Raw genomic sequence first — 20,823 nt, 5'->3', positions numbered from 1 at the left:
AGGGCCGTAGCGTCGAAGGATGTCGAGCGATGCCAGCCCCCAGCCGTACCCCGGCGACCCCAACCAGCCGCCTCCGGGCGCTTACGGGCCGCCGCCGGGCGCGTACCAGCCCCCGCCCGGGGCCTACCAGCCGCAGCAGCCCCAGCCCTATGTGGAGCAGGGCGTGCCGCAGCAGCCGCCCGGGGCCTACGTCCCGCCCGGCGCGTACGCACCGGTCCCGGTGCAGGGCGGGAACCCGCGCGGGCGCGGCCCCAAGGTCGCCGTCGCCGCGATCCTCTCCGTCGTGCTCCTCGCCGCCGTCGGCGCGGTCGTCCTCTTCAAGTTCGTCCTGAACCAGGGCCCCGACCCGGCCGAGAGCTTCCCCGCCACCGCGACCATGTACGTCGAGCTCAACCTCGACCCCTCCTTCGACCAGACCCCGAAGCTCCTCGAGCACCTCCAGAAGTTCGAGGACCTCGAGGAGTACGACGACACGAACGAGCTCATCGACGGCTTCATCGACGAGTCCGGCATCGAAGGCGTCGACGCCGACGAGGACATCAACTCCTGGCTCGGGCGCCGCCACGGCCTCGCCACCTGGGAGCACGACGACCAGACCTTCGCCGTCCTGAGCCTCGCCAGCACCGACGCCGAGGCCGCCGAAGACGGCATGGCCCAGATCCGCACCGCCGCCGGCACCACCGAGGAGCAGTTCGCCTACACCGTCGAGGACGACCACGTCCTCGTCGTCATCGGCGAGACCGGCGCCGCCGACGCGCTCGCCGCCGCCGAGACCGAGGCCTCCGACCAGCCGCTCGCCGAGTCCGACCAGTACAGCGAGGCCCGCGCCTGGCTCGACGAGGACCAGCTCCTCGTCCACTGGGTCGACATGGAGGCCGTCGGCGACCTCGCCGAGATGACCTACGGCACCGAGAGCGAGGCCGTCAAGGACCTCTACTCCGGGCACCTCATCTACGGCTTCTCCGCCTTCGACCAGGGCTTCCAGCTCACCTACCGGATGTTCGGCGACGCCGACCACCTGTGGACCGGCACCGACGGGCTCGTCGAGTCCACGGGCGACCTGCCCGCCTCCGACATCGCCGTCTCCGCCTACGTCCCCGAGAACATCGACGAGGTCACCAAGACCTGGCTCGGCTTCTTCGAGGACTTCTACGGCGTCGACGCCGCCGCGTCGGAACCGGTCGAAGCCCCGCTCACCGCCGAGGAGTACGCCGAGTACCTGGAGCTCGACGCCCAGTTCTGGGCCGACACGCTCGCCCCCGAGGACGAGGCGCGCTACGCCGAGCTCGAGTCCCGCTTCTGGGCCGCCGGCACCGAGGACGACCCCTACGTCGAGGAGTCCTACGGCCCCGACTTCGGCGAGGTCGAATCCACCGTGAACGACCTCACCGGCCTCCTGGCCGGCGCCACCCTCAGCGGCGGCGGGAACTTCAGCAACGACGACGACATCGACCCCGACTCGCTCCACTTCGCCGCCCACCTCGCCGAGGAGCGCGCCCAGGAACTCCAGGAACTCATCACGACCTGGAGCGAGGGCGAGCCCCTCCCCGAAGGCATCGAAGTGGACGGCTCGGAACTGAGCTACGCCGGTCCGGCCACCGCCGAAGGCACGCTCGCCGAAGACGACCGCTTCAGCGACTTCGCCGCGAACACCCCCGGCAAGTGCTCCGTCGTCGCCTGGGTCGACCTCGGCCGCGCCGCCGAGGAGTACCCCGACGACTTCGCCGGCCTCGAACCGCTCTCGGCCTTCGCGTGGGCCCACGGCGCCGAGGACGGCGACGGCACCGGCGTCATGCGCCTCTACCTGAAGGATTAACGACTGTCGAACGGGATCGGCCGCGCTACGCTCGATGGCGTGACCGATCCCGTTCTCCGTACCCACCAGGCGCGCCGGCCCGCCGAGGAGCGGCTGGTCGCAGAGCCCGACTCGGTCCGCACCCCGTTCCAGCGCGACCGCGCCCGCATCCTCCACTCGGCCGGGTTCCGGCGCCTCGCCGACAAGACCCAGGTCCACACGGCCGGCACCGACGACTTCCTGCGCACCCGCCTCACCCACTCCCTCGAAGTCGCCCAGATCTCCCGCGAGATGGGCCAGGACCTCGGCTGCGACTCCGACGTCGTCGACGTCGCCGGGCTCGCCCACGACCTCGGCCACCCGCCCTTCGGGCACAACGGCGAAGACGCCCTCCACGAGGTCGCCGGTCCCTGCGGCGGCTTCGAGGGCAACGCCCAGACCCTCCGCGTCCTCGCCCGCCTGGAGGCGAAGGTGCTCGACGGCGAGGGCCGCTCCGTGGGCCTGAACCTCACGCGCGCTTCGCTCGACGCGACCTGCAAGTACCCGTGGACCGCCCGCGAGGGCGTGCGGAAGTTCGGCGTCTACGAGGACGACCGGCACGTCTTCGAATGGCTCCGCGACGGCGCCCCCGAAGGCGTCAAATGCCTTGAGGCCCAGGTCATGGACTGGTCCGACGACGTCGCCTACTCCGTGCACGACGTCGAGGACGGCCTCCACGGCGGCTACATCAACCTCGCGAAGCTCATGCGCGACACCGACGAGCAGGCCCGGGTCTGCGACGCCGTCGCGGGCCGCTACTCCGACGAGTCGCCCGCGGCCCTCGGCGAAGCGCTCCGCGACCTGCTGGCGGACCCCGTCCTGGCCGGCATCCACGACTACGACGGCTCGTTCGGCGCCATGGTCGCGGTCAAGAACTTCACCTCGACCATGGTGGGCCGCTTCGTGAACGCCGCCGCCAAGGCCACCAGGGAGCGGTTCGGCGACGGCCGGTTCCGCCGCTACGACGCCGACCTCGTCGTCCCCGAACGCGAACGCGTCCAATGCGCCCTGCTCAAAGGCATCGCCTGGTGCTACGTGATGCAGCCCCGCAGCGACGAGACCTGGTACACCCGCCAGCGCGAGATCCTCCAGGACCTCGTCGCCCTGCTCTGCGACCGCGGCGCGGACGCCATGGAACCGATGTTCGCCGAACTCTGGAACCGGGCCTCGGACGACACCGCACGACTCCGCGTCGCCATCGACCAGGTCGCCTCCCTCACCGATGCCTCAGCAGCGGCCTGGCACCAGCGCCTCACGGCCTGAGGCTCAGCCGAGCAAGCGAGCATCCCGTTCGCGCAGCACTGGCATCACCGATGCCGCGGCGCGGAAGTCCTCGCCGACGCGGAGCACCGTGAGGTCATGGCGGACCGCGGTCACGCAGACGAGGTACCCCTCTCAGCGCTTGGTGAAGATCAGGTCGAAGATCTCGCGGTCGGCCTTCACACCGCGGCGCTCGAACTTCGTGACCGGGCGGTGATCGGGGCGCGGGGCGTAGCCCTCGGCGGTGTTCGCGAAGGCCTCGTCCGCCGTGAGGACCTCGAGCATCTGCTCCGCGTAGTCCGCGATGTCCGTCGCGCAGTGGAGGACCCCGCCGGGGCGCAGGAGCCCTGCCATCGTCTTCACGTGCTCGGCCTGGATGATGCGGCGCTTGTGGTGGCGCTTCTTCGGCCACGGGTCGGGGAAGTACACCCGGATCTCGTCGAGCGACCCGGGCGCGATGCCCTTCCACAGCAGCGGCAGGGCGTCGCCCTGGTAGATCCGCAGGTTCGTGAGGCCGCGCGCTTCGGCGCGGTCCATGAGGTCGGCGATGCCCTGCGGGTAGACCTCGACGGCGAGGAGGTCGCGGTCCCGGTCGGCGTCGCCCATCGCGGCGGCGGCCTCGCCGTTGCCCGAGCCGATCTCGAGGATCACGGGCGCGGTGCGGCCGAACAGCTTCGCGAAGTCGATGCGGCCCTCGTCCGGCTCCCAGTCCAGGCCATAGCGCGGCCACAGGCGCGCGAAGGCCTCGTCGTGGCGGGGCTTGTTGCGTCCTTGACGGAAGTTGAACGTCAGGATGTGGCGGTGCTGCGATTCCTCATCAGGCATAACCGGGCAAGTTTAGCGGCAGGCCCGGTGTGCGCTGCTTCATGAGCGGCGCGGCGTCAGCGCTCGAGCTTCGCCGGCGCCTCGTAGGAGCGCCCGCGCACGCCCGCGGGGCCGTCGGGACGGCGCGGGTCGGGGCGCGGCGGCGGCGGGGCCTCCTCGTCGAGCGAGCCGTTCTCGAACAGGAACGACTCGCGGGGGCCGAGCTCCTCGTCGTCGTCCTCGTCCCCGTCGGGCTGCTCGGGCACGTAGGTGGGCGGGCCGACCTCGTCGTGCTCGGGCTCGGCCGTGATCATGGCCTTGGGCCGGCGGCCCGCCCGGCGCCGGCGCTTGGCGCGCTCGCGCAGGAAGTAGACGTAGCCGCCGAGGGCGACCGTGGAGAGGCCCGCGCCGACCCAGAAGCCGGGGCCGGCGATGGCGACGCCGGCGAGTTCGAGCACGGTCAGTGCGATGAGCACGTAGAGAATGCGGCGGTGGCGCCGCCGCCACCATTCGGCGCGCATCCGCCGGAGCCTGGCCTGCTCGTGCATCTCGGGGTCCTCGCCGGTGTACGACTCGTCGGCCTTCAACCGTACCGAGTCGCCGCGGCGCGTGCCGCGCCGCTCCCACCCGCGTGAGTTCGATTGCGCCGGAAGGTCTTGGCCGTCGAGGAGTTCGTCGAGGGAGTCGTCCTGCCCGGACGGGCTCCCGGCGTGCTGGAGTTCGAGCTCGGCGGTGTCGTGGGAGGCGGGCCGGGTGGGGCGGTGGCCTTCGCGGTCGAGGACGCGGGCGTCGGACGAGGCCCGGTCGGCGATCATGCGCTCATCAGGGTCGTAGCGGCGCACCAGGGCCGGGGTGAGGGCCAGCAGGGCGGTGGCGGCGAGGAGTGCGAGTAGGACGGACGCGGGCATCGTTCACCTCCCTTGCGTCGAAGTCGGCCGGGAATGCGTTAGCAAACTGTACGCAATGGCCTGACGTAATTCCGACAGTTGCCTGGAACCAGGACGGGAAGTCCCAATACGATCACACCTGGTCACAATCACATCACAATCCATGGTTATGACGGGTTTTTGCCCTAAACTCACTGCAATGTCCAGTTCGCCGGAAGCCTGCCCGAACGGCTGAACGGGCGCAACTCGAGACGTACTCGATCGTTAAGTCAAGGAAGGCTCGCAAAGGGGGACGGCGAGTACACCTCCCACTCGGCAGTGAAGTCCCCGCCCGCGAGCAGACACCCGAGCCCCCCGATCGTACGAGCTCGGCGCAACCTGGAAGGAGCACCGGCGAACGATGCCCGAGACCGTCCCCGCCGGCGATCCCCGCCACCTGGACCCGGACCCCGGCGACAACCCCGAGACCCGCTCCGATCCCGAACTCATCGCCGCCACCCGCGGCGGCGACACCACGGCCTACGCCGTGCTCTACGAACGCCACGTCCACTCCGCGCGCCGCCTCGCCCGCGTCCTCTCCCGCGACCCCGCCGGCGCCGACGACCTCGTCTCCGAGGCCTTCGCCAAACTCCTCCACACCTTCCGCGAAGGCGGCGGCCCCGACCTCGCCTTCCGGCCCTACATGCTCCAGACCCTCCGCAACACCTTCTACGACCGGGTGCGCCGCGACAAGAAGGTCGAGTTCACCGACGACCTCACCGCGCACGACTCCGGCGAGATCTACGTCGACCCCGCCGTCGAGGGCCAGGAGCGCCGCTACGCCGCGCTCGCCTTCGGGAAGCTCCCCGAGCGCTGGCGGATGGTGCTGTGGCACACCGAGGTCGAGGAGGACTCCCCGGCCAAGATCGCCACCATGCTCGGCATGACCCCGAACGGGGTCTCCGCGCTCGCCTACCGCGCGCGCGAGAAGCTGCGCCAGAACTACCTGAGCGAGCACGCGGCCGACTCCCCGCGCGAGGAGTGCCGCTGGACCGTCGACCGGATCGGCGCGCGCGTGCGCGGCAAGCTCGGCGAGCGCGACGCCACCAAAGTGGACGACCACCTCGACTCGTGCGTCACCTGCAACCTGCTGTTCGCCGAACTCACCGAGTTGAACTCGGGCCTGCGCGGCGTCATCGCCGTGATCTTCCTGGGCGGCGCGGCCTCGCCGTACCTGGCGGCGGGCGCGGTCTCGGCCGCGGGGATCGCGTTCGGCGGCGTGCTCGCGTACCTGTTCACGCCGTTCAAGGCCGTCGCGAACTGGATCCGCCGGATCGTGCAGCAGCTCGGCACCAAGGGCACCGTCGCCACCAGCACCGCCGCGGCGGTGGTCGCCGTCGTCGCGATCGTCGCGCTCAGCGGCGAGGAGGAGCAGCCGCCGCAGGCCGCCCCCGAGGAGCCGGTGGTCCAAGCGGACGACCCGGAGGCCGAGCCCACGGCGCCCGGGCCCCCGCCGCCCGACGACGTGCCCGAGCCCGACCCGGAGGACCCGGCCGATCCGCAGCCCGAACCCGAGGACGAGTCCGAGGCGCCCGCCGAGCCGGCCGCGTACGCGATCGAGCACGGCCTGGGCTCGAGCGGCCTCGTGGCCGGCGGCGAGGCGATCCTCCCGATCCGCCTCGCACCGCCCGGCGGCACCGGCGGCGGCTACGCGCCGGTGACCGAGCGGGCCGAGAGCGAAGACGGTGCGGGCGACGCCGATGCGAATGAACGACCGGCCGAATCGTCTGGGGCGCAAGCGGATACAGAAGCTGCAGAACGACGCGGCGGCGGCTACGCGGCCCCCGTCGGGCGAAACGACGGCGAAGCGGCCCCGTCCCCGCCCAGCGGTGACGGTCAGGCGGCGCTGCTCGAACGCAGTGGTACCGGCGAAGCGGCCCCGGTCGAACGGCACGGGCAGGCCGCCGCTGATCGCGTCACGCTCGACATCACGATGCCCGCGGGCATCACGCTCGCTTCGGAGACCGCCGATCCCGGCTGGACGTGCGACGAGGACGGCGCGGTCGTCCGCTGCACGATCCCGGCGATGCCCGACCCGGCGGAGGCCAACGTGCGCATCCTCATCGGGGAGGAAGTGAGCGGCTACCAGACGTTCGAGGTCGCGGTGGAGGGCCCGGGCATCAGCGGCACCACGTCGCTGCAGGTGCCGATCGCGCCCGCCGGCAGCGAGGTCGGGTACGCGAGCGTGGACGCCACGGGCGTCACCGCGGCCGGGAACACCTGGCTGACCTGCTCCGTCCCCGGCTGCAGGGAAGTGGTGCGCATCGGCGGCGGCGAGCAGTGGCCGATGAAGGCGTACAAGGCCGCGACCGCGCCCGCGGGGCGCGAAGGCGAGGCCGTCTCGGGGGCGGTGCTCGAGGTGCCGGAGGGGGCCGAGATCCAATGGGCGGGCCTGTACTGGGCCGGTGTCGAGGACGGCCTGCCGACGGCGGTCTCGCTCGCGGGGCCGGGCGGGTCCTGGACCGCGCTCAGCGCCGAGGCGATGCGGGACACGAGCCCCGGGAAGCAGGCGTTCGTCGAGGTCACCGACCTCGTGTCGGACGGCGGCGCGTACTGGGTCGCGACCGACAACCACCAGCTGCCGACCAGCGAATGCGACCACTGGCCGATCGACCTCGGCGCCGAGTGCGCCGAGCGGCGCTGGGCGGGCTGGTCGCTCACGGTGGTGTACGCGGAGCCGGGGGCGCCGGCCACGGAGGTCGCGGTCTACGACGGTCCGCGCGCGGCTGACACCGAGATCGAGGTCGAGGACGGCGGCGAGGTCCAGGTCGCGGCGACGCTCTGGGGCGGCTCGGGGTACCGCCGCGGGGACAGCCTGAGCGCGGGCGGGCAGGGGCTCGGCGAGCCGGCGACCTGCCGCGCGCACGGGGCCGTGGAGAACCCGGACTGGTACGCCTTCGGCGTCGACGTGAACGTGTACCGGGTGGCCACGGGCGAGGACGCGGTGATCCGCTTCGAACGCGGCGACGACCCGTTCACCGTGGGCGTGGTGGCGGTGGCGGCCCCGGTCGGCGACGACACCACGAAGTAGGCCCGGCCGCGCATCTCGGCGGTATCGCTCCCGCGCTGCTCCGGGTAGGCTGTGGCTTGATGTCGACCTCCATTGAGACTCCGTCGCCCCCGGCCCGCCGCGGCCTCACGGGTCTGTTCGTGCGCGCCATTGACCTGCTGAAACGCCACGCGGCCGAGCTGATCCGCTTCGCCGGGGTCGGCGGTGTGGCCTACGTGGTCGACATCGGGCTGTTCAACCTGATGTTTCTCGGCCTCGACTGGTCCGAGTGGTACGCCAAGATCATCTCCGCCGTCATCGCGATGACCGTCGCGTTCTTCGGGAACCGCCACTGGACCTGGCGCGAGCGCCGCGGCAGCGCCGCCGCCCACCGCCAGTACGCCCTCTACTTCTTCTTCAACGGCATCGGCCTGCTCATCGCCCTCGCCTGCCTCTGGGCCAACTCCGGTCTCGCCGCGGTCTGGCCGCAGTACTTCGACAACGACCTCGCGGTGAACATCGCAGGCAACATCGTCGGCGTCGGCCTCGGCTCGGTCTTCCGATTCTTCGCCTACCGCACCTGGGTCTTCCGGCACGACCCCGAACTGGCCCGGTCCTCGGTCGGCTGACGCAGCCCCGGTCGACGCAGAAGGCCCGCGCCGCAACGGCACGGGCCTCTCGTCACGCCTCGGGCGGTCAGGTGCCGTCGGCCGCGCCGGCACGACGCGAGCGGTCGTCCTCGGCCAGCTGGTACAGCAGCGCCTTGGTCTTGTCGACCTTCGGGACGTCGATCAGGTTGATCTCGCCGTCGTCAGAGGCCGAGTCGATGTTCATGTCGCCGAACCCGAAGATCCGCTCCCAGACGTTCTGGGTGTACGACACGGTGTTCACGCGCGCCAGCGGGATGTGGCGGCTCTCGCGGGTCACGAGGCCTTCGCGCCACATGATGCGCTGGTCGGTGATCACGTAGTGGGTGGAGCGCCAGCGGATCCACGGCAGCACCGAGAGCCAGATGAGCAGGGCCAGGAAGAGCACGACTTCGGCGAGGATCAGCCACAGGGACCAGCTCTCGTCGATCCGCGCGGTGAACGTGATCGCGATGGCGCCGATGGCGAGGAAGACGACGAACCACAGGACGGGGCCGACACCTTCCTTCCAGTGCGGGCGGGTGTGCAGCTTGACCACTTCACCGCGGGCGAGTTGATCGTCGGGATATCCCACTGCGGACCTCCAGGAGTGAGAACGGGCGGGGGCAGGACGCATTCACGGCCCGCAGGCTTCACCGAGGCTGCCAGTCCGCGGTTCGCAAGTCGTGCCATGGGTACAAATACCAAAAGCACAGTACAACACCCAGGCATCGCGGTTCGTCCCCCGATTCGGGCGAAATCCCTGAACCCGTCGGCCGCTCGCTTTTGCTATGGCACCCAACCGTTCTTCGCGGCGTGCCAGCCCAGCTGGATGCGGGTGTCCACGTCGGCCAGATCCATGAGCTCGCGCACGCGGCGCTGCACGGTCCGCAGGCCGATGCCGAGCTTCGACGCGATCGACTGGTCCGTGAGCCCGGCGATCAAGAGCCCCAGCAGGACCGCGTCGTCCTCGTCGATCCGCTGGGCGCTGCTGGACGCGGTCGTCGCGGGGATGCCCGCCGACCACAACTGGTCGAACAGCGCGCCCGCGAGCTCCACGATGGAGCGGTTGCTGGTGACGATCGCCTTCGGGCGTCCGCCGCCCTCCTCCATGAGCGCGGTCTTGTCGTCCACGATGAGGAGCTTGAGCGGCAGCCGCTTCGCGAACCGCACCTCGTCGCCCGAGGCGAGCGCGTGGCGCAGGTAGTCCGAGTACGGGTCGATGTCGAGCACGCTGCGGTCGAAGAGGATGCGGTGGCAGACCCCGCGGGCCTGCAGGCCCTCGTGCAGTGCGGTTTCGGGGACGGGCAGGACCATGGGCGGGCGCACGAACGTGCGCAGCCGCTTCTCGGCGCTGGCCTTGAGCTGCCGCAGGCGCGAGCGGATCGCGACGGGGCCGGAGACGACCTCCCAGCTGCCCTGCTCGCGGCCGCCCGGGCCGGGGCCGGCGCGGTGGATCTCGAGGAGTTCGCGCAGGGCCTCGTACTCGCCGAGGACGTCGCCGAGCTGAGAGGCGATGCGCCCGCCGAGGACGGTGTCGGGTCCGACGGCGCGGAAGCTGGAGTCGGCGACCATCGTGGCGAAGCCGTCGTCCACCAGGCGCATGAGGACGTCCCTGGTGCGGCCGGGCGGGAGTCCCGAGTCGGCCGCGAGCTGCGAGACGGAACCGTCCGACTTGGACAGCAGGAGCCGGTAGAGCCCTTCGGCCTCGGGGTCGAGGCCGGTCGGCCCCGGAGGCTGCCGGGCCTCGAAGGGTTCGTCGCCGTGCGCCTGGTCGGCCAATGCGCTGCTCCTTCGCTGCTGTGCTTCACGGCGCCGCGCCGCGCGGGATGTCGGGGCGCTAGCCCTGGGGCCGCAGGTGGACGATGTCGCCGGCGGCGACGGTCTCCACGGTGCCGTCAGGGGCGGCGATCCGCAGGCAGCCGTTCTCGTCGATGCCCGCGGCGCGGCCGGTGAGGTTGCGGCCGTTGGGGAACGATACCGCGACGTGGCGTCCCAGAGTCGCCGAATTGCGGCGCCACCGCTCGATCACGGAGCCCGGTCCGCGCTCGTTCCAGGTCTCGTAGACGGCCGCGACGTGGGCGAGGAAACCGGCGGCGATCTCGGTGCGGTCCAGTGTCGAGGCCCCGGCGATCTGCAGCGAGGTGGCCTCGGGGACCGGCAGCTCCTCCTCGGTGAGCGAGACGTTCAGCCCGGCGCCGACGATCACCGCGTTCCCCTCGACCTGGGCGAGGATGCCGCAGACCTTCCGGCCGTCGATGAGGACGTCGTTGGGCCACTTGAGCTTCGCACTGACGCCGCACACGGCCTTGAGCGACTCCTCGAGGGCGACGGCGGTGAGGAGGCTCAGCGTGCCCCACTGCTCGCGCGGCACGGTGGGCCGCAGGAGGAACGACATGGTGAGTCCGGCGCGGGGCGGGCTCACCCACTGGCGGTCGAGGCGGCCGCGGCCGTGCGACTGCTCCTCGGCGATGAGGACCTTCCCCTGGGGAGCGCCGTGCTTGGCGGCCTCGGCCAGGTCCGCGTTCGTCGAACCGGTGACTTGCACCACATCGAGCTCGGTCCAGAAGCCGGACTTCTCCGACAACAGCGACCAGAGCTCGTGCCGGTCCAGTGGCTTTCTCATCGGTGTGCTCACGCACATAGCGTAGCCACAGGGAAGGCCGATACGATCCGAGTCGTGACCGACATCGACTTCCACACGACCGCCGGGCGGCTCACCGACCTGGCCGAGCGCCTCTCCGAATCGGCCACCGGGAACCCCCGGGCGATCGAGAAGCAGCACGAGAAGGGCAAGCGCACCGCCCGCGAACGCCTCGAGCAGCTGCTCGACGAGGGGTCGTTCGTCGAACTGGACGCCTTGCGCAAGCACCACTCGACCAGCTTCGGCATGGAGGCCAACCGGCCGTACGGCGACGGCGTCGTCACCGGCTACGGCACCATCGAAGGCCGCGAGGTCTGCGTGTTCGCGCAGGACTTCACCGTCCTCGGCGGCTCGCTCGGGCAGGTCTCGGGCGAGAAGATCACCAAGATCCAGGACCTCGCGCTGCGCACCGGCCGCCCGATCATCGGCATCTCCGACTCCGGCGGCGCCCGCATCCAGGAAGGCGTGGCCTCCCTCGGCGGCTACTCCGAGATCTTCTTCCGGAACGTGCGCGCCTCCGGCGTCATCCCGCAGATCTCGCTCATCATGGGCCCCTGCGCCGGCGGCGCCGTCTACTCGCCGGCGATCACCGACTTCACCGTGATGGTCGACCAGACCAGCCACATGTTCATCACCGGACCCGACGTCGTCCGCGCCGTCACCGGCGAGGACGTCGGCATGGAGGAGCTCGGCGGCGCCCGCACCCACAACGCGGTCGCGGGCAACGCCCACTACCTGGCCTCGGACGAGACCGACGCGCTCGAGTACGTCAAGCACCTCCTCTCGTACCTGCCGTCGAACAACCTCGACGAGCCGCCCGCCTACGAGTCCAAGGACGTCGAACTCGACCTCACCGCCACGGACCTCGAACTCGACACCGTCATCCCCGACTCGGCGAACCAGCCGTACGACATGCACAAGGTCCTCGAATCGGTGCTCGACGACGGCGAGTTCCTGGAGACCCAGGCGCTGTTCGCGAAGAACATCATCACCGGGTTCGGCCGCCTCGACGGCAAGCCCGTCGGCGTCGTCGCCAACCAGCCCATGCACTTCGCCGGCTGCCTCGACATCGACGCCTCGGAGAAGGCCGCGCGGTTCATCCGCTTCTGCGACGCCTTCAACATCCCGATCATCTCCTTCGTGGACGTCCCGGGCTTCCTGCCGGGCACCTCGCAGGAGCACGACGGCATCATCCGCCGCGGCGCGAAGCTCATCTACGCGTACGCCGAGGCCACCGTCCCCAAGCTCACCGTCGTCACCCGCAAGGACTACGGCGGCGCGTACTGCGTCATGGGCTCCAAGGGCGTCGGCGCCGACCTTAACCTGGCGTGGCCGACCGCGGAGATCGCGGTCATGGGCTCCCAGGGCGCGGTCAACATCCTCTACCGGCGCGAACTCGCCAAGGCCGACGACGAGCAGGCCAAGCGCGCCGAGCTCATGGCCGAGTACGAGGAGAAGCTGAACAACCCGTACGTCGCGGCCGAGCTCGGCTACATCGACGCGGTCATCCAGCCGCGCGAGACCCGGGCGATGCTCGTGCGCGGCCTGCGCATGAACGCCTCCAAGCGCGACGAGCTGCCCGCCAAGAAGCACGGCAACATCCCGCTGTAGCGGGCACCGAGAGGGCGGCGGGGGCCGTCGCGCAAGCACGGTTCGCACGCTTCACCGCGGCCGGCCCCGCCGCCCTTTGCCGTTTCCTCTCACCCGATCCGGTGAGACCCCCACGCGTCCGCCACGCCGCCCGCGCCCGCTACCGGGCGAAACCGCTTTGCCACCCAAAGCGTCGCGCACCACTCCCATCCCTGGAGCCCGATCCGGGTACCGTCTTATACAGCTGGGGGAAGCGGGACAATTCGTCCCGCCCGACGATTGGGAGTGGGCCATGACACCTTTCGGAGGGATGCTGCCAGGATCGCCGTCCCGGCGGTACGCCATATTGATCGACGTCGGCTACCTCTACGCGGCGGCGGCGGAGCTCCTGCTCGACGCCACCTCCCGCCGCGACTACCGCGTCGACGCCGAGAAGCTCATCAAATCCCTCATCGAACGCGCCGCCCACCACCTCTCCGACGGCGAACTGCTCCGCCTGTACTGGTTCGACGCCGCCCGCGACCGCGTGCCCACCGTCGACCAGCGCGTCATCGCCAACATGGAATTCGTCAAAGTCCGCCTCGGAAACCTCAACTCGCGCGGCCAGCAGAAAGGCGTCGACGCCCAGATCCGCTCCGACCTCGAACTGCTCGCCCGCCACCACGCCGTCCACGAGGCCATCCTCCTCGCCGGCGACGAGGACATGGTCCCCGCCGTCGAGGTCGCCCAGGCCTACGGCGTGCGCGTCCACCTCTGGGGCGTCGAGCCGCCCTACGGCACCAACCAGGCCGAGCGCCTGGTGTGGGAGTCCGACACCGTCGCCACCATCGAAGCCGAAGACCTCCGGGCGTACTTCACCAAGAGCGGCACCGCCGCCGCGGCCACGTACAGCATGGTCGGCGCGCCCATGACGCAGCCCGAACCGCGTGTGCCCAGCCCGGCCGCGGTCTTCGGCCAGCGCCAGTCCGTGGCCGTCACCATGAACGCCGCCGAGGCGCTGGCCCAAGCCGAGTCCGCTCGGCCGAAATTCGTCCGCACCACGCAGACCGGTGAGAAGCTCGACCCCGAGACCGTGCGCCAGATCGGGGAGTACGTGGGCCACAAATGGCTCCTGACCAGGGGCGCGGACAACATAGCGGATCTGCTCCCCGGCCCCCAGCTGCCCACGGTCATCGACAAGGAGCTGCTGGTGGAAGCCGAGAAGGAACTCGGATACTCTCTACGCGACCACCCGGAAGCGCGGATCTGGGTCCGCGACGGCTTCTGGGAGCGGGTGCACCGCGAATTCGATATCGACGAGGAGTAGTTCTCGATGAGTCTGGAACTCAAGGTCGTCCGTGGCAACCCCACAGATGAGGAGCTCGCCGCGCTGGTCGGGCTGATCACGGCCCTGCCGCGCCCGGTCGAGGAGTCCGAGGCGCCGAGCCGCCGGGCCGCCTGGTCGAACCCGGGGCTGCAGCTGCGGGTGCGCCGGTCCTGGCGCGACACCGCGGTCCCGGCCCGCAGGGGCATGGACCGTTGAGCCGACCGTTCGTCCTCGCTTCGCAGTCGCCTGCGCGCCGCGAGCTGCTGAAGGCGGCCGGGATCGAGCCGCAGGTGATCGTCTCCGGCGTCGACGAGAGCCAGGTGATGGGCCACGACCCGGCCGAGCTGGCGGCGACGCTCGCGGAGATGAAGGCGAACGCGGTCCTGAACCTGGTGGGCCCTGATTCGCTGGTGCTGGGGTGCGACTCGGTGCTGCACTTCGGGCACGAGATCCTCGGCAAGCCCGGCGGGCCCGAAGAGGCGACGTCGCGGTGGAAGCGGATGCGCGGGAACTCAGGGACGCTCTACACCGGGCACTGCCTGATCGACGTGGCCGCCGACCGGCAGATCGTGCGCTCGGCGGGGACGGTCGTGCACTTCGCGGAGGTCTCCGACGAGGAGATCGCCGCGTACGTGGCGACGGGGGAGCCGCTGCACGTGGCCGGCTCGTTCACGCTCGACGGCTACGGCTCGGCGTTCATCGACCGCATCGACGGCGACCCGGGCACGGTCATCGGCCTCTCGATGCCGCTGCTGCGCAACATGCTCGGTGAGCTGGAGATCGCGCTGCACAGTCTCTGGCGTTACGCGTTACGCGTTACGCGTTACGCGTTACGCGCCGGGGCGACGGCCGCGGCGCGTAGGGCATGCCCCTTCCCACCCGCATCCGCCTCCGACCAACCGAAAAGGACCACACTCCCACAAGGGTCCGACATTCCGCGTATCCGCAGGTCAAGACGCCTGCGGCTTCGCCGTGCGCGCCGGTCGGCGGCGGGTCTTCGTGGCCTCGTTGGGGTCCACCGCTTCGAGCCGCCAGCGGCGCGTCGCCGCCAGGGTCGGGCCGCGCCCGTCCTCGATGTGCGCCAGGGCGATCGCGGCGGCCCGGTCGGGGTCGGCCGCTTCGAGCGCTTCGAGGAGTTCGGCGTGCTCGAGGCGCTGGCGGTCGGGGTCGCGTTCGGCGGACAGGTGGAAGAGCCAGCGCATGCGCGCTTCGAGGGGCTCCATGATCTGGGCGAGGAGCGGGTTGCCCGCGGCGGCCGTGACCTCGCGGTGGAAGGCCGCGTTGGCCTCGGTGAGCGCTTCAGGGTCGGCCTGGGGGCGGACGCAGTCGCGCAGGCGGGCCAGGGCCTCGGGCCCGGCTCCGGTGGCGGCGAGGCGGGCGGCGAGCGGTTCGAGTCCGGCTCGCACGTCGAGGAGGTCTTCGATGTCCTTCGGGGTGGGCACGGTGACGATGCTGCCCTGGCCGGGGACCGTGGTGACGAGGCCGTCGGCCGCCAGGCGCTGCAGCGCCTCCCGCAGGGGGATGCGGGAGACCTCGAACTCGGCGGCGAGGTCGCGTTCGATGAGCCGCGCGCCGGGCGTGAGGGCGACGGTGACGATGCGCTCGCGCAGGGCCTGGTAGACCTGTTCGGCTCGGGTCATGGCGCTTCTCTCTCCGCGGGCCCGGCCGGTGGCCGGGGGTCGGTGCAACGGTATACCGTCTCCATTAGTGGTATACCGCTATGGGCGGGAACTGAGGCGAGAGGATCTGCACATGACCGACCTGCTGCTGCGCGACGCCCGGCTCTGGGGCCGTGAGGGACGCACCGACCTCCTGGTCCGCGACGGCACCATCCACGCCGTCGCGGACTCGCTCGAGAGCGACGGCGCGATCGTCGAAGACCTCGCCGGCGCCGTCGTCATCCCCGGGCTCGTGGACGCCCACGCCCACGTCGACAAGACCCTGTGGGGCGGCCCCTGGGTGCCCCGCACCGCCGGGCCCGGCCTCGCCGCGGCCATCGCGTACGGCGCCGAGCGCCGCGCCGAGTTCGGCGTCCCCAACCCCGACTTCATCACCGCGCTCCTCACCAACATGGTCGTCTCCGGCACCACCCACGCCCGCTCCCACGTGGACATCGACCCCGGCATCGGCATCGGCGCCGTCCACGCCGTGCGCGAGGCCGCCGAACGCCTCGCCGGGCGCATCGACGTCGAACTCGTCGCCTTCCCGCAGACCGGCATCCTCGCCAGTCCCGGCACCGCCGCCCTCCTGGACGAGGCGCTGCAGGTCGGCGTCAAGTCGATCGGCGGCATCGACCCCGAGGGCTTCGACGGCGACGCCGAACGCCACCTCGACCTCGTCTTCGCCCTCGCCGAGAAGCACGGCGCCGAGATCGACATCCACCTCCACGACGGCGGCGACCTCGGCATCCGCGAGTTCGACATGATCATCGAGCGCACCCGCGCCCTCGGCTACACCGGCAAGGTCGTCATCAGCCACGCCTTCGCGCTCTGCGACGCCGACGACGCCACCCGCGCCCGCCTCATCGCCGACCTCGCCGAACTCAAGATCGGCCTGACCTCCGTGGCGCCCAAGAAGATCCTGCCGCTGCGCGAACTCGACGAAGCCGGCGTCGCCATGGGCATCGGCAACGACGGCGTGCGCGACCTCTGGAGCCCCTACGGCACCGGCGACAACCTGCAGCGCACCCAGTGGTTCGCCCGCAACGCCGGCTACAGCAAGGACGCCGACATCGAACTGGCCCTGGAGGCCGCGACCTTCGGCGGCGCCCGCCTGCTCAAGCTCGACGGCTACGGCCTCGCCGTCGGCGACAACGCCGACCTCGTCGCCGTCGCCGGACGCAACCCGTCCGAAGCCGTGCTCGAGCACCACCGGCGCAAGCTCGTCGTCAAGAACGGCACCGTGGTCGCCCGCGACGGCGCACTCGTCTGAACCGCGGGGCGAACGACGCTCGGGCCGCAGAGCGAACGACGCTCGGACCGCCGGACGGCCGACTCGTCCCAGCCGCCGGGCGGCCACTTCGTAGGGGCCGCCGACGACCACGCCGTCCGGGCCGCCGGGCGGCTACACCTGCTGAACGGCTACGACCGCCACTTGATGCCGCACCCCGTCGACGGGTAGTGCGGCTCGGGCACCGGCTCGCCCCGGCGGACCAGCTCGATCGCGCCGGCCAGGTACTCCCCGGTGACGGGCACGCCGTTGCCGGGGGTCGAGCCGTCGAACGCGCCCCGGTAGGCGAGCGTGCGGTCGGGCCCGTACAGGAAGAAGTCCGGGGTGCAGGCCGCGCTGTAGGCGCGGGCGACCTCCTGCGACTCGTCGACCAGGTACGGGAACGTCCAGTTCGCGCGCGCCACCTGGTCGGCCAGGCCCGCGGGCGCGTCGTCGGGGTAGTTCACGGCGTCGTTGGAGCACACCGCGACCACGTCCAGGTCCACCTGGCCGGCGGCGAAGGACCCGAAGGCCTGCTCGATGTGCCGCACGTAGGGGCAGTGGTTGCACACGAACGCGAGCAGCAGCATCGGCGCGTCGAAGCCCGCGAGCGACCGCACCTCGCCCTCGAGGTCCGGCAGCGAGAAATCGGGGGCGGGCGTGCCGAGCGGCACCATGCTCGAGTTGAGGGCCAAGGGAATCGCACTCCTCACTAGTCGGACCGTCCACCCATCGTAGGCGGCCGCGCAGAAAAAGGCTGCGTCCGTTCCCCTGCTGCCCTAAGCTCTTCCGGTGCTTCCCCACAGATACGTCTCAGACATGGAAGACAGCCACCGCTGGCTCGGCTTCCCCGCCCGCGACGGCGACATCGTCATCAGCACCCGCTCCAAACACGGCACCACCTGGACGCAGATGATCTGCGCCCTCCTGGCCTTCCAGACCCCCGAACTCCCCGCGCCCCTGTCGGAACTCTCGCCCTGGCTCGACTGGACCATCGCGCCCGCGGACGAGGTCTTCGCCCGGCTCGAAGCCCAGCGCCACCGCCGCATCATCAAGACCCACACCCCGCTCGACGGCATCCCGATCCGACCCGAGACCCGCTACATCGTCGTCGCCCGCCACCCCCTCGACGCCGCCGTCTCCCTCTACCACCAGGGCGACAACATCATCCGCGAACGCGTCGCCGAACTCACCGGCGAGCCCGTGCCCGAAGCGAGAAGCGGACCCCGCCCCGAACTCCGCGACTGGCTGGCCGGCTGGACCCGGTCCCACCACGACCCGCGCGAAGCCCCCGACATGCTCCCCGGCGTCATGGCCCACCTCGCCGACGCCTGGGCCCGCCGCGATGCGCCGAACCTCCTCCTCGTCCACTACGCCGACCTCGCCGCCGACCTCGACGGCGAGATGCGCCGCATCGCCGCCTGGCTCGACATCGAAGTGGACGAATCGCGCTGGCCCGAACTCGTCAAAGCCGCGACCTTCGGCGAGATGAAGGCGAAGGCCGCGCACACGGCCCCGGACCCGGCGGGCCTCTTCCGCAGCCGCGACGCCTTCTTCCGGAACGGCACGTCGGGTTCGGGGGCGGCGCTCCTGGGCGACGAGGCGCTGGCGGCCTACACGGCACGGGTCGCGCAGATGGCCCCGAAAGAACTGCTGGACTGGCTCCACCGGCCGTGAGCCGGGAGCCGTGAGAAGTGCGGCGGGGCTCCAGGCCAGGTAGATGGAGCCCCGCCGCCGGCCGTCTCGACTACCCCACTTCGTCGGACGGCCTCCTGGTGATGGCGGCAAAGTCTCTCGTCGAGCAGGCTTGGCCTCTGCCGCCGCGCCATCAGGTGCGTGGAATCAGCGTAGAACCGCCCATTCGACTTGCACAGTCGAAAACCCGACAAGTGCAGACATTGCCATTTTCGCATGGACGGGCTCCGCGACGGGCGCGGACGGTCCGGCATCAGCATCCCTTGTGGATAAGGAACATTCAGGATCGGCCCGATCGTGATCGGGCCCTTTGATGTCGCGGCCGGAGATCTCGACCTGGGCGATGCGCCGGAGGGTCGTCAAGAGCGCGTCGCCGAGCACGGTCCCCACGATCATCGTCTCGAGAATTTCGTCGCGCTCCTCGCGCTGCATGAGGAGGTGGATGTCGGCCTCGGCCACCTGCTCGGCCGCGAGCGCGTACCGGTCCTCGTGTTCGACCATGTCGGCGAGGCCGAGGAGGCGCAGGCGCCCGATGACGTCGGCGAGCGTCCGCAGATGCGGGTGGTCGAGCGGAATCCGGTCCCAGCCGCGCCGCCGCACGATCGCCCGCGCCGTCTCGAGGTCGGCCTCCTCGGGCTCCTCGATCGGCGCGCGGTGGCTGGCGAGGGCCCGGCTGGCGACGCCGAGGGCGCTGTCGAGGTCCCGGCCCGGCTCCTCGACCTCGGCGATGACCTCGCGGACCTTGGCGATCGGGAGCGCGCCGGTCTCGACCATGGCGCGGACCAGCCGCAGCCGCCGCACGTGCTCCTCGCCGTAGCGGACCTGGTTGTGGCCGGTCCGCTCGCCGCCCGAGACGAGGCCTTCGCGCACGTAGTACTTGATCGTGGCCACGGGGACCCCGGTCCTGGCGCTGAGCTCTCCGATTCGCATGCGTCCTTCATACCCGAGCGGCGGTTGTGACCTGTCCGATTTAGTGATAGCTTGACTATCGATAGTTTAGCTCACGACACTAGGAGCACCCCCTCATGAGCGCCACCCTCACCGCCCCGAAGCGGGCCGGCTCGAGACGCGGCCGCATCGCGGTCGTCGTGGTCGCGGTCGCCGGCGTCGCGATCGTCCTCAGCGCCGTACCGCCCTACCTCGCGGGGGTGGAACCGCGCGTGGACCTCCGCGAGAACGTCCCGTTCCACCTCCCGGTCCTCGTCGCCCACGCCGCCGCCGGGGGCATCGCGCTCCTGGTGGGGCCGTTCCAGTTCTTCGGCTCGATCCGCCGCAGGCACCCGAAGGCCCACCGCGTCCTCGGCCGCGTCTACCTGCTCGGCGGGATCCTCCCGGGCGCGCTCACCGGCATCGTCGTCGCCGTGCTGACCACGGCCGGGCCGATCGCGCTCGTGACGTTCGTGTTCCTCGACGTGTTCTGGCTCTACTCGGCCTGGCGCGCCTACCGGGCGGTGCGGGCGCGCGACTTCGCCGCGCACGAGCGGTGGATGCTGCGCTCCATGGCCGCGACCTTCGCCGCCGTGATGCTCAGGGTCTACCTGGGCCTGTTCATCGTCGTGCAGCTGCCGCTGCTCGACGGGTTCTACGGCGGCGACTTCGACGCGCTCTTCAGCGTCGCCTACACGGCCTCGATCGTCGGCTCGGTGGTGCTCAACCTGCTGTTCATCGAGGTCTACCTGCGCCGCAAGGAGAGCCGCCGGATTTCCGTTGGCGCGGCCTGAGCGGCGGGCATAGGTTGGAGCGATGAGCGACGCGTACACGATCTCCTCCGACCCCGACCGGCTCGACCGCGAGTGGATCCACAAGGTCATCTCGACCGACACGTACTGGGCGATGGGCCGCACCCGCGAACGCAGCGACCTCGCCATCGACCACTCGCTCCCATTCGGGCTCTACGACGGCGACGGCCGCCAGCTCGCGTTCGCGCGGCTGGTCACCGACCACGCGTACTTCGCGTGGCTCAGCGACGTGTACGTCGACCGGGAGGCGCGCGGCAAAGGGCTGAGCAAGCGGCTCATCGCGCACATCCTGGAAGAGGCCGAGCGGATGGGCCTTAAACGGGTCCTCCTGGCGACCGGTGACGCGCAGGGCCTCTACCGCCAGTTCGGGTTCGAGGAGATCGACGACGACTACTCCTGGATGTACCGGGTGCGGCCCGCGCAGCCCTGAGGAGGGCGGCGGCGGGTCCCCAGGGTGCGCAAGCACTCCCTCGTCCATGATC

At 71.0% G+C, this 20,823-nt stretch carries 19 protein-coding genes and 1 pseudogene; 12 read left to right on the top strand and 8 right to left on the bottom strand.

What is annotated here, in order from left to right; genetic code table 11:
• The first annotated feature begins 19 nt into the window (after window positions 1-19).
• Entirely contained in the window at window positions 20-1,816 is a 1,797-nt protein-coding gene (locus tag QWI33_RS05135; RefSeq protein WP_289955551.1) for a hypothetical protein, read from the top strand.
• A 39-nt stretch (window positions 1,817-1,855) separates the two neighbouring features.
• Window positions 1,856-3,097, top strand: a complete 1,242-nt coding sequence (locus QWI33_RS05130; protein WP_289955549.1) for a deoxyguanosinetriphosphate triphosphohydrolase — start codon at window positions 1,856-1,858, stop codon at window positions 3,095-3,097.
• A gap of 132 nt (window positions 3,098-3,229) precedes the next feature.
• On the opposite strand, the gene trmB is transcribed toward QWI33_RS05130, so the two are convergent.
• Window positions 3,230-3,919: a tRNA (guanosine(46)-N7)-methyltransferase TrmB gene (gene trmB / locus QWI33_RS05125; RefSeq protein ID WP_289955548.1), complete on the bottom strand. Its 690-nt coding sequence runs from the start codon at window positions 3,917-3,919 to the stop codon at window positions 3,230-3,232.
• A 56-nt stretch (window positions 3,920-3,975) separates the two neighbouring features.
• Window positions 3,976-4,806: a hypothetical protein gene (locus QWI33_RS05120; RefSeq protein ID WP_289955545.1), complete on the bottom strand. Its 831-nt coding sequence runs from the start codon at window positions 4,804-4,806 to the stop codon at window positions 3,976-3,978.
• A gap of 379 nt (window positions 4,807-5,185) precedes the next feature.
• Here QWI33_RS05120 and QWI33_RS05115 point away from each other — a divergent pair, with 379 nt between their 5' ends.
• Complete coding sequence (locus tag QWI33_RS05115) at window positions 5,186-7,855, top strand: sigma-70 family RNA polymerase sigma factor (protein WP_289955543.1); 2,670 nt, start codon at window positions 5,186-5,188, stop codon at window positions 7,853-7,855.
• 59 nt (window positions 7,856-7,914) lie between these two features.
• Window positions 7,915-8,442: a GtrA family protein gene (locus QWI33_RS05110; RefSeq protein WP_289955542.1), complete on the top strand. Its 528-nt coding sequence runs from the start codon at window positions 7,915-7,917 to the stop codon at window positions 8,440-8,442.
• A 67-nt stretch (window positions 8,443-8,509) separates the two neighbouring features.
• Here QWI33_RS05110 and QWI33_RS05105 read toward each other — a convergent pair whose 3' ends face one another.
• The 3 genes from QWI33_RS05105 to QWI33_RS05095 form a co-directional block, all read right to left on the bottom strand.
• Window positions 8,510-9,034: a PH domain-containing protein gene (locus tag QWI33_RS05105; protein WP_289955540.1), complete on the bottom strand. Its 525-nt coding sequence runs from the start codon at window positions 9,032-9,034 to the stop codon at window positions 8,510-8,512.
• A 194-nt stretch (window positions 9,035-9,228) separates the two neighbouring features.
• Window positions 9,229-10,221: a hypothetical protein gene (locus QWI33_RS05100; RefSeq protein ID WP_289955538.1), complete on the bottom strand. Its 993-nt coding sequence runs from the start codon at window positions 10,219-10,221 to the stop codon at window positions 9,229-9,231.
• A 58-nt stretch (window positions 10,222-10,279) separates the two neighbouring features.
• Window positions 10,280-11,077 carry a biotin--[acetyl-CoA-carboxylase] ligase gene (locus QWI33_RS05095; RefSeq protein ID WP_289955536.1) on the bottom strand — a complete coding sequence of 266 codons (798 nt, stop codon included), beginning with the start codon at window positions 11,075-11,077 and terminating at the stop codon, window positions 10,280-10,282.
• A 33-nt stretch (window positions 11,078-11,110) separates the two neighbouring features.
• Here QWI33_RS05095 and QWI33_RS05090 point away from each other — a divergent pair, with 33 nt between their 5' ends.
• The 4 genes and pseudogenes from QWI33_RS05090 to QWI33_RS05075 form a co-directional block, all read left to right on the top strand.
• Entirely contained in the window at window positions 11,111-12,694 is a 1,584-nt protein-coding gene (locus tag QWI33_RS05090; protein ID WP_353895399.1) for an acyl-CoA carboxylase subunit beta, read from the top strand.
• A gap of 271 nt (window positions 12,695-12,965) precedes the next feature.
• On the top strand, window positions 12,966-13,979 hold the full coding sequence (locus QWI33_RS05085) for an NYN domain-containing protein (protein ID WP_289955532.1): 1,014 nt from the start codon (window positions 12,966-12,968) through the stop codon (window positions 13,977-13,979).
• Window positions 13,980-13,985: 6 nt separating this feature from the next.
• Window positions 13,986-14,195: an acyl-CoA carboxylase subunit epsilon gene (locus QWI33_RS05080; RefSeq protein ID WP_289955529.1), complete on the top strand. Its 210-nt coding sequence runs from the start codon at window positions 13,986-13,988 to the stop codon at window positions 14,193-14,195.
• Window positions 14,192-14,839: pseudogene (locus QWI33_RS05075) on the top strand (Maf family protein); the annotation flags it as partial. The gene QWI33_RS05080 and the pseudogene QWI33_RS05075, both read left to right, overlap by 4 nt.
• 90 nt (window positions 14,840-14,929) lie before the next feature.
• Here the strand turns inward: QWI33_RS05075 and QWI33_RS05070 are convergent.
• Complete coding sequence (locus QWI33_RS05070; RefSeq protein WP_289955528.1) at window positions 14,930-15,619, bottom strand: GntR family transcriptional regulator; 690 nt, start codon at window positions 15,617-15,619, stop codon at window positions 14,930-14,932.
• Between the two features lie 112 nt (window positions 15,620-15,731).
• Between QWI33_RS05070 and QWI33_RS05065 the strand changes: the two genes are divergently transcribed.
• Window positions 15,732-16,910 carry an amidohydrolase gene (locus tag QWI33_RS05065; RefSeq protein WP_289955526.1) on the top strand — a complete coding sequence of 393 codons (1,179 nt, stop codon included), beginning with the start codon at window positions 15,732-15,734 and terminating at the stop codon, window positions 16,908-16,910.
• A gap of 149 nt (window positions 16,911-17,059) precedes the next feature.
• Here QWI33_RS05065 and QWI33_RS05060 read toward each other — a convergent pair whose 3' ends face one another.
• Window positions 17,060-17,602, bottom strand: a complete 543-nt coding sequence (locus QWI33_RS05060; protein ID WP_289955524.1) for a thioredoxin family protein — start codon at window positions 17,600-17,602, stop codon at window positions 17,060-17,062.
• Between the two features lie 124 nt (window positions 17,603-17,726).
• Between QWI33_RS05060 and QWI33_RS05055 the strand changes: the two genes are divergently transcribed.
• Window positions 17,727-18,584, top strand: a complete 858-nt coding sequence (locus QWI33_RS05055) for a sulfotransferase domain-containing protein (RefSeq protein ID WP_289955522.1) — start codon at window positions 17,727-17,729, stop codon at window positions 18,582-18,584.
• A gap of 165 nt (window positions 18,585-18,749) precedes the next feature.
• On the opposite strand, the gene QWI33_RS05050 is transcribed toward QWI33_RS05055, so the two are convergent.
• On the bottom strand, window positions 18,750-19,532 hold the full coding sequence (locus tag QWI33_RS05050; RefSeq protein ID WP_289955520.1) for a MerR family transcriptional regulator: 783 nt from the start codon (window positions 19,530-19,532) through the stop codon (window positions 18,750-18,752).
• A 95-nt stretch (window positions 19,533-19,627) separates the two neighbouring features.
• Here QWI33_RS05050 and QWI33_RS05045 point away from each other — a divergent pair, with 95 nt between their 5' ends.
• Both QWI33_RS05045 and QWI33_RS05040 read left to right on the top strand, forming a co-directional pair.
• The gene (locus tag QWI33_RS05045; RefSeq protein ID WP_289955518.1) at window positions 19,628-20,323 is read left to right on the top strand and encodes a DUF2306 domain-containing protein; all 696 of its coding nucleotides are present in this window, start codon (window positions 19,628-19,630) and stop codon (window positions 20,321-20,323) included.
• Between the two features lie 22 nt (window positions 20,324-20,345).
• Complete coding sequence (locus QWI33_RS05040) at window positions 20,346-20,771, top strand: GNAT family N-acetyltransferase (RefSeq protein ID WP_289955516.1); 426 nt, start codon at window positions 20,346-20,348, stop codon at window positions 20,769-20,771.
• Window positions 20,772-20,823: the final 52 nt, after the last annotated feature.

It is taken from the genome of Glycomyces tritici (genome assembly GCF_030403505.1).
This window is presented reverse-complemented; position numbering and strand designations above follow the sequence as displayed.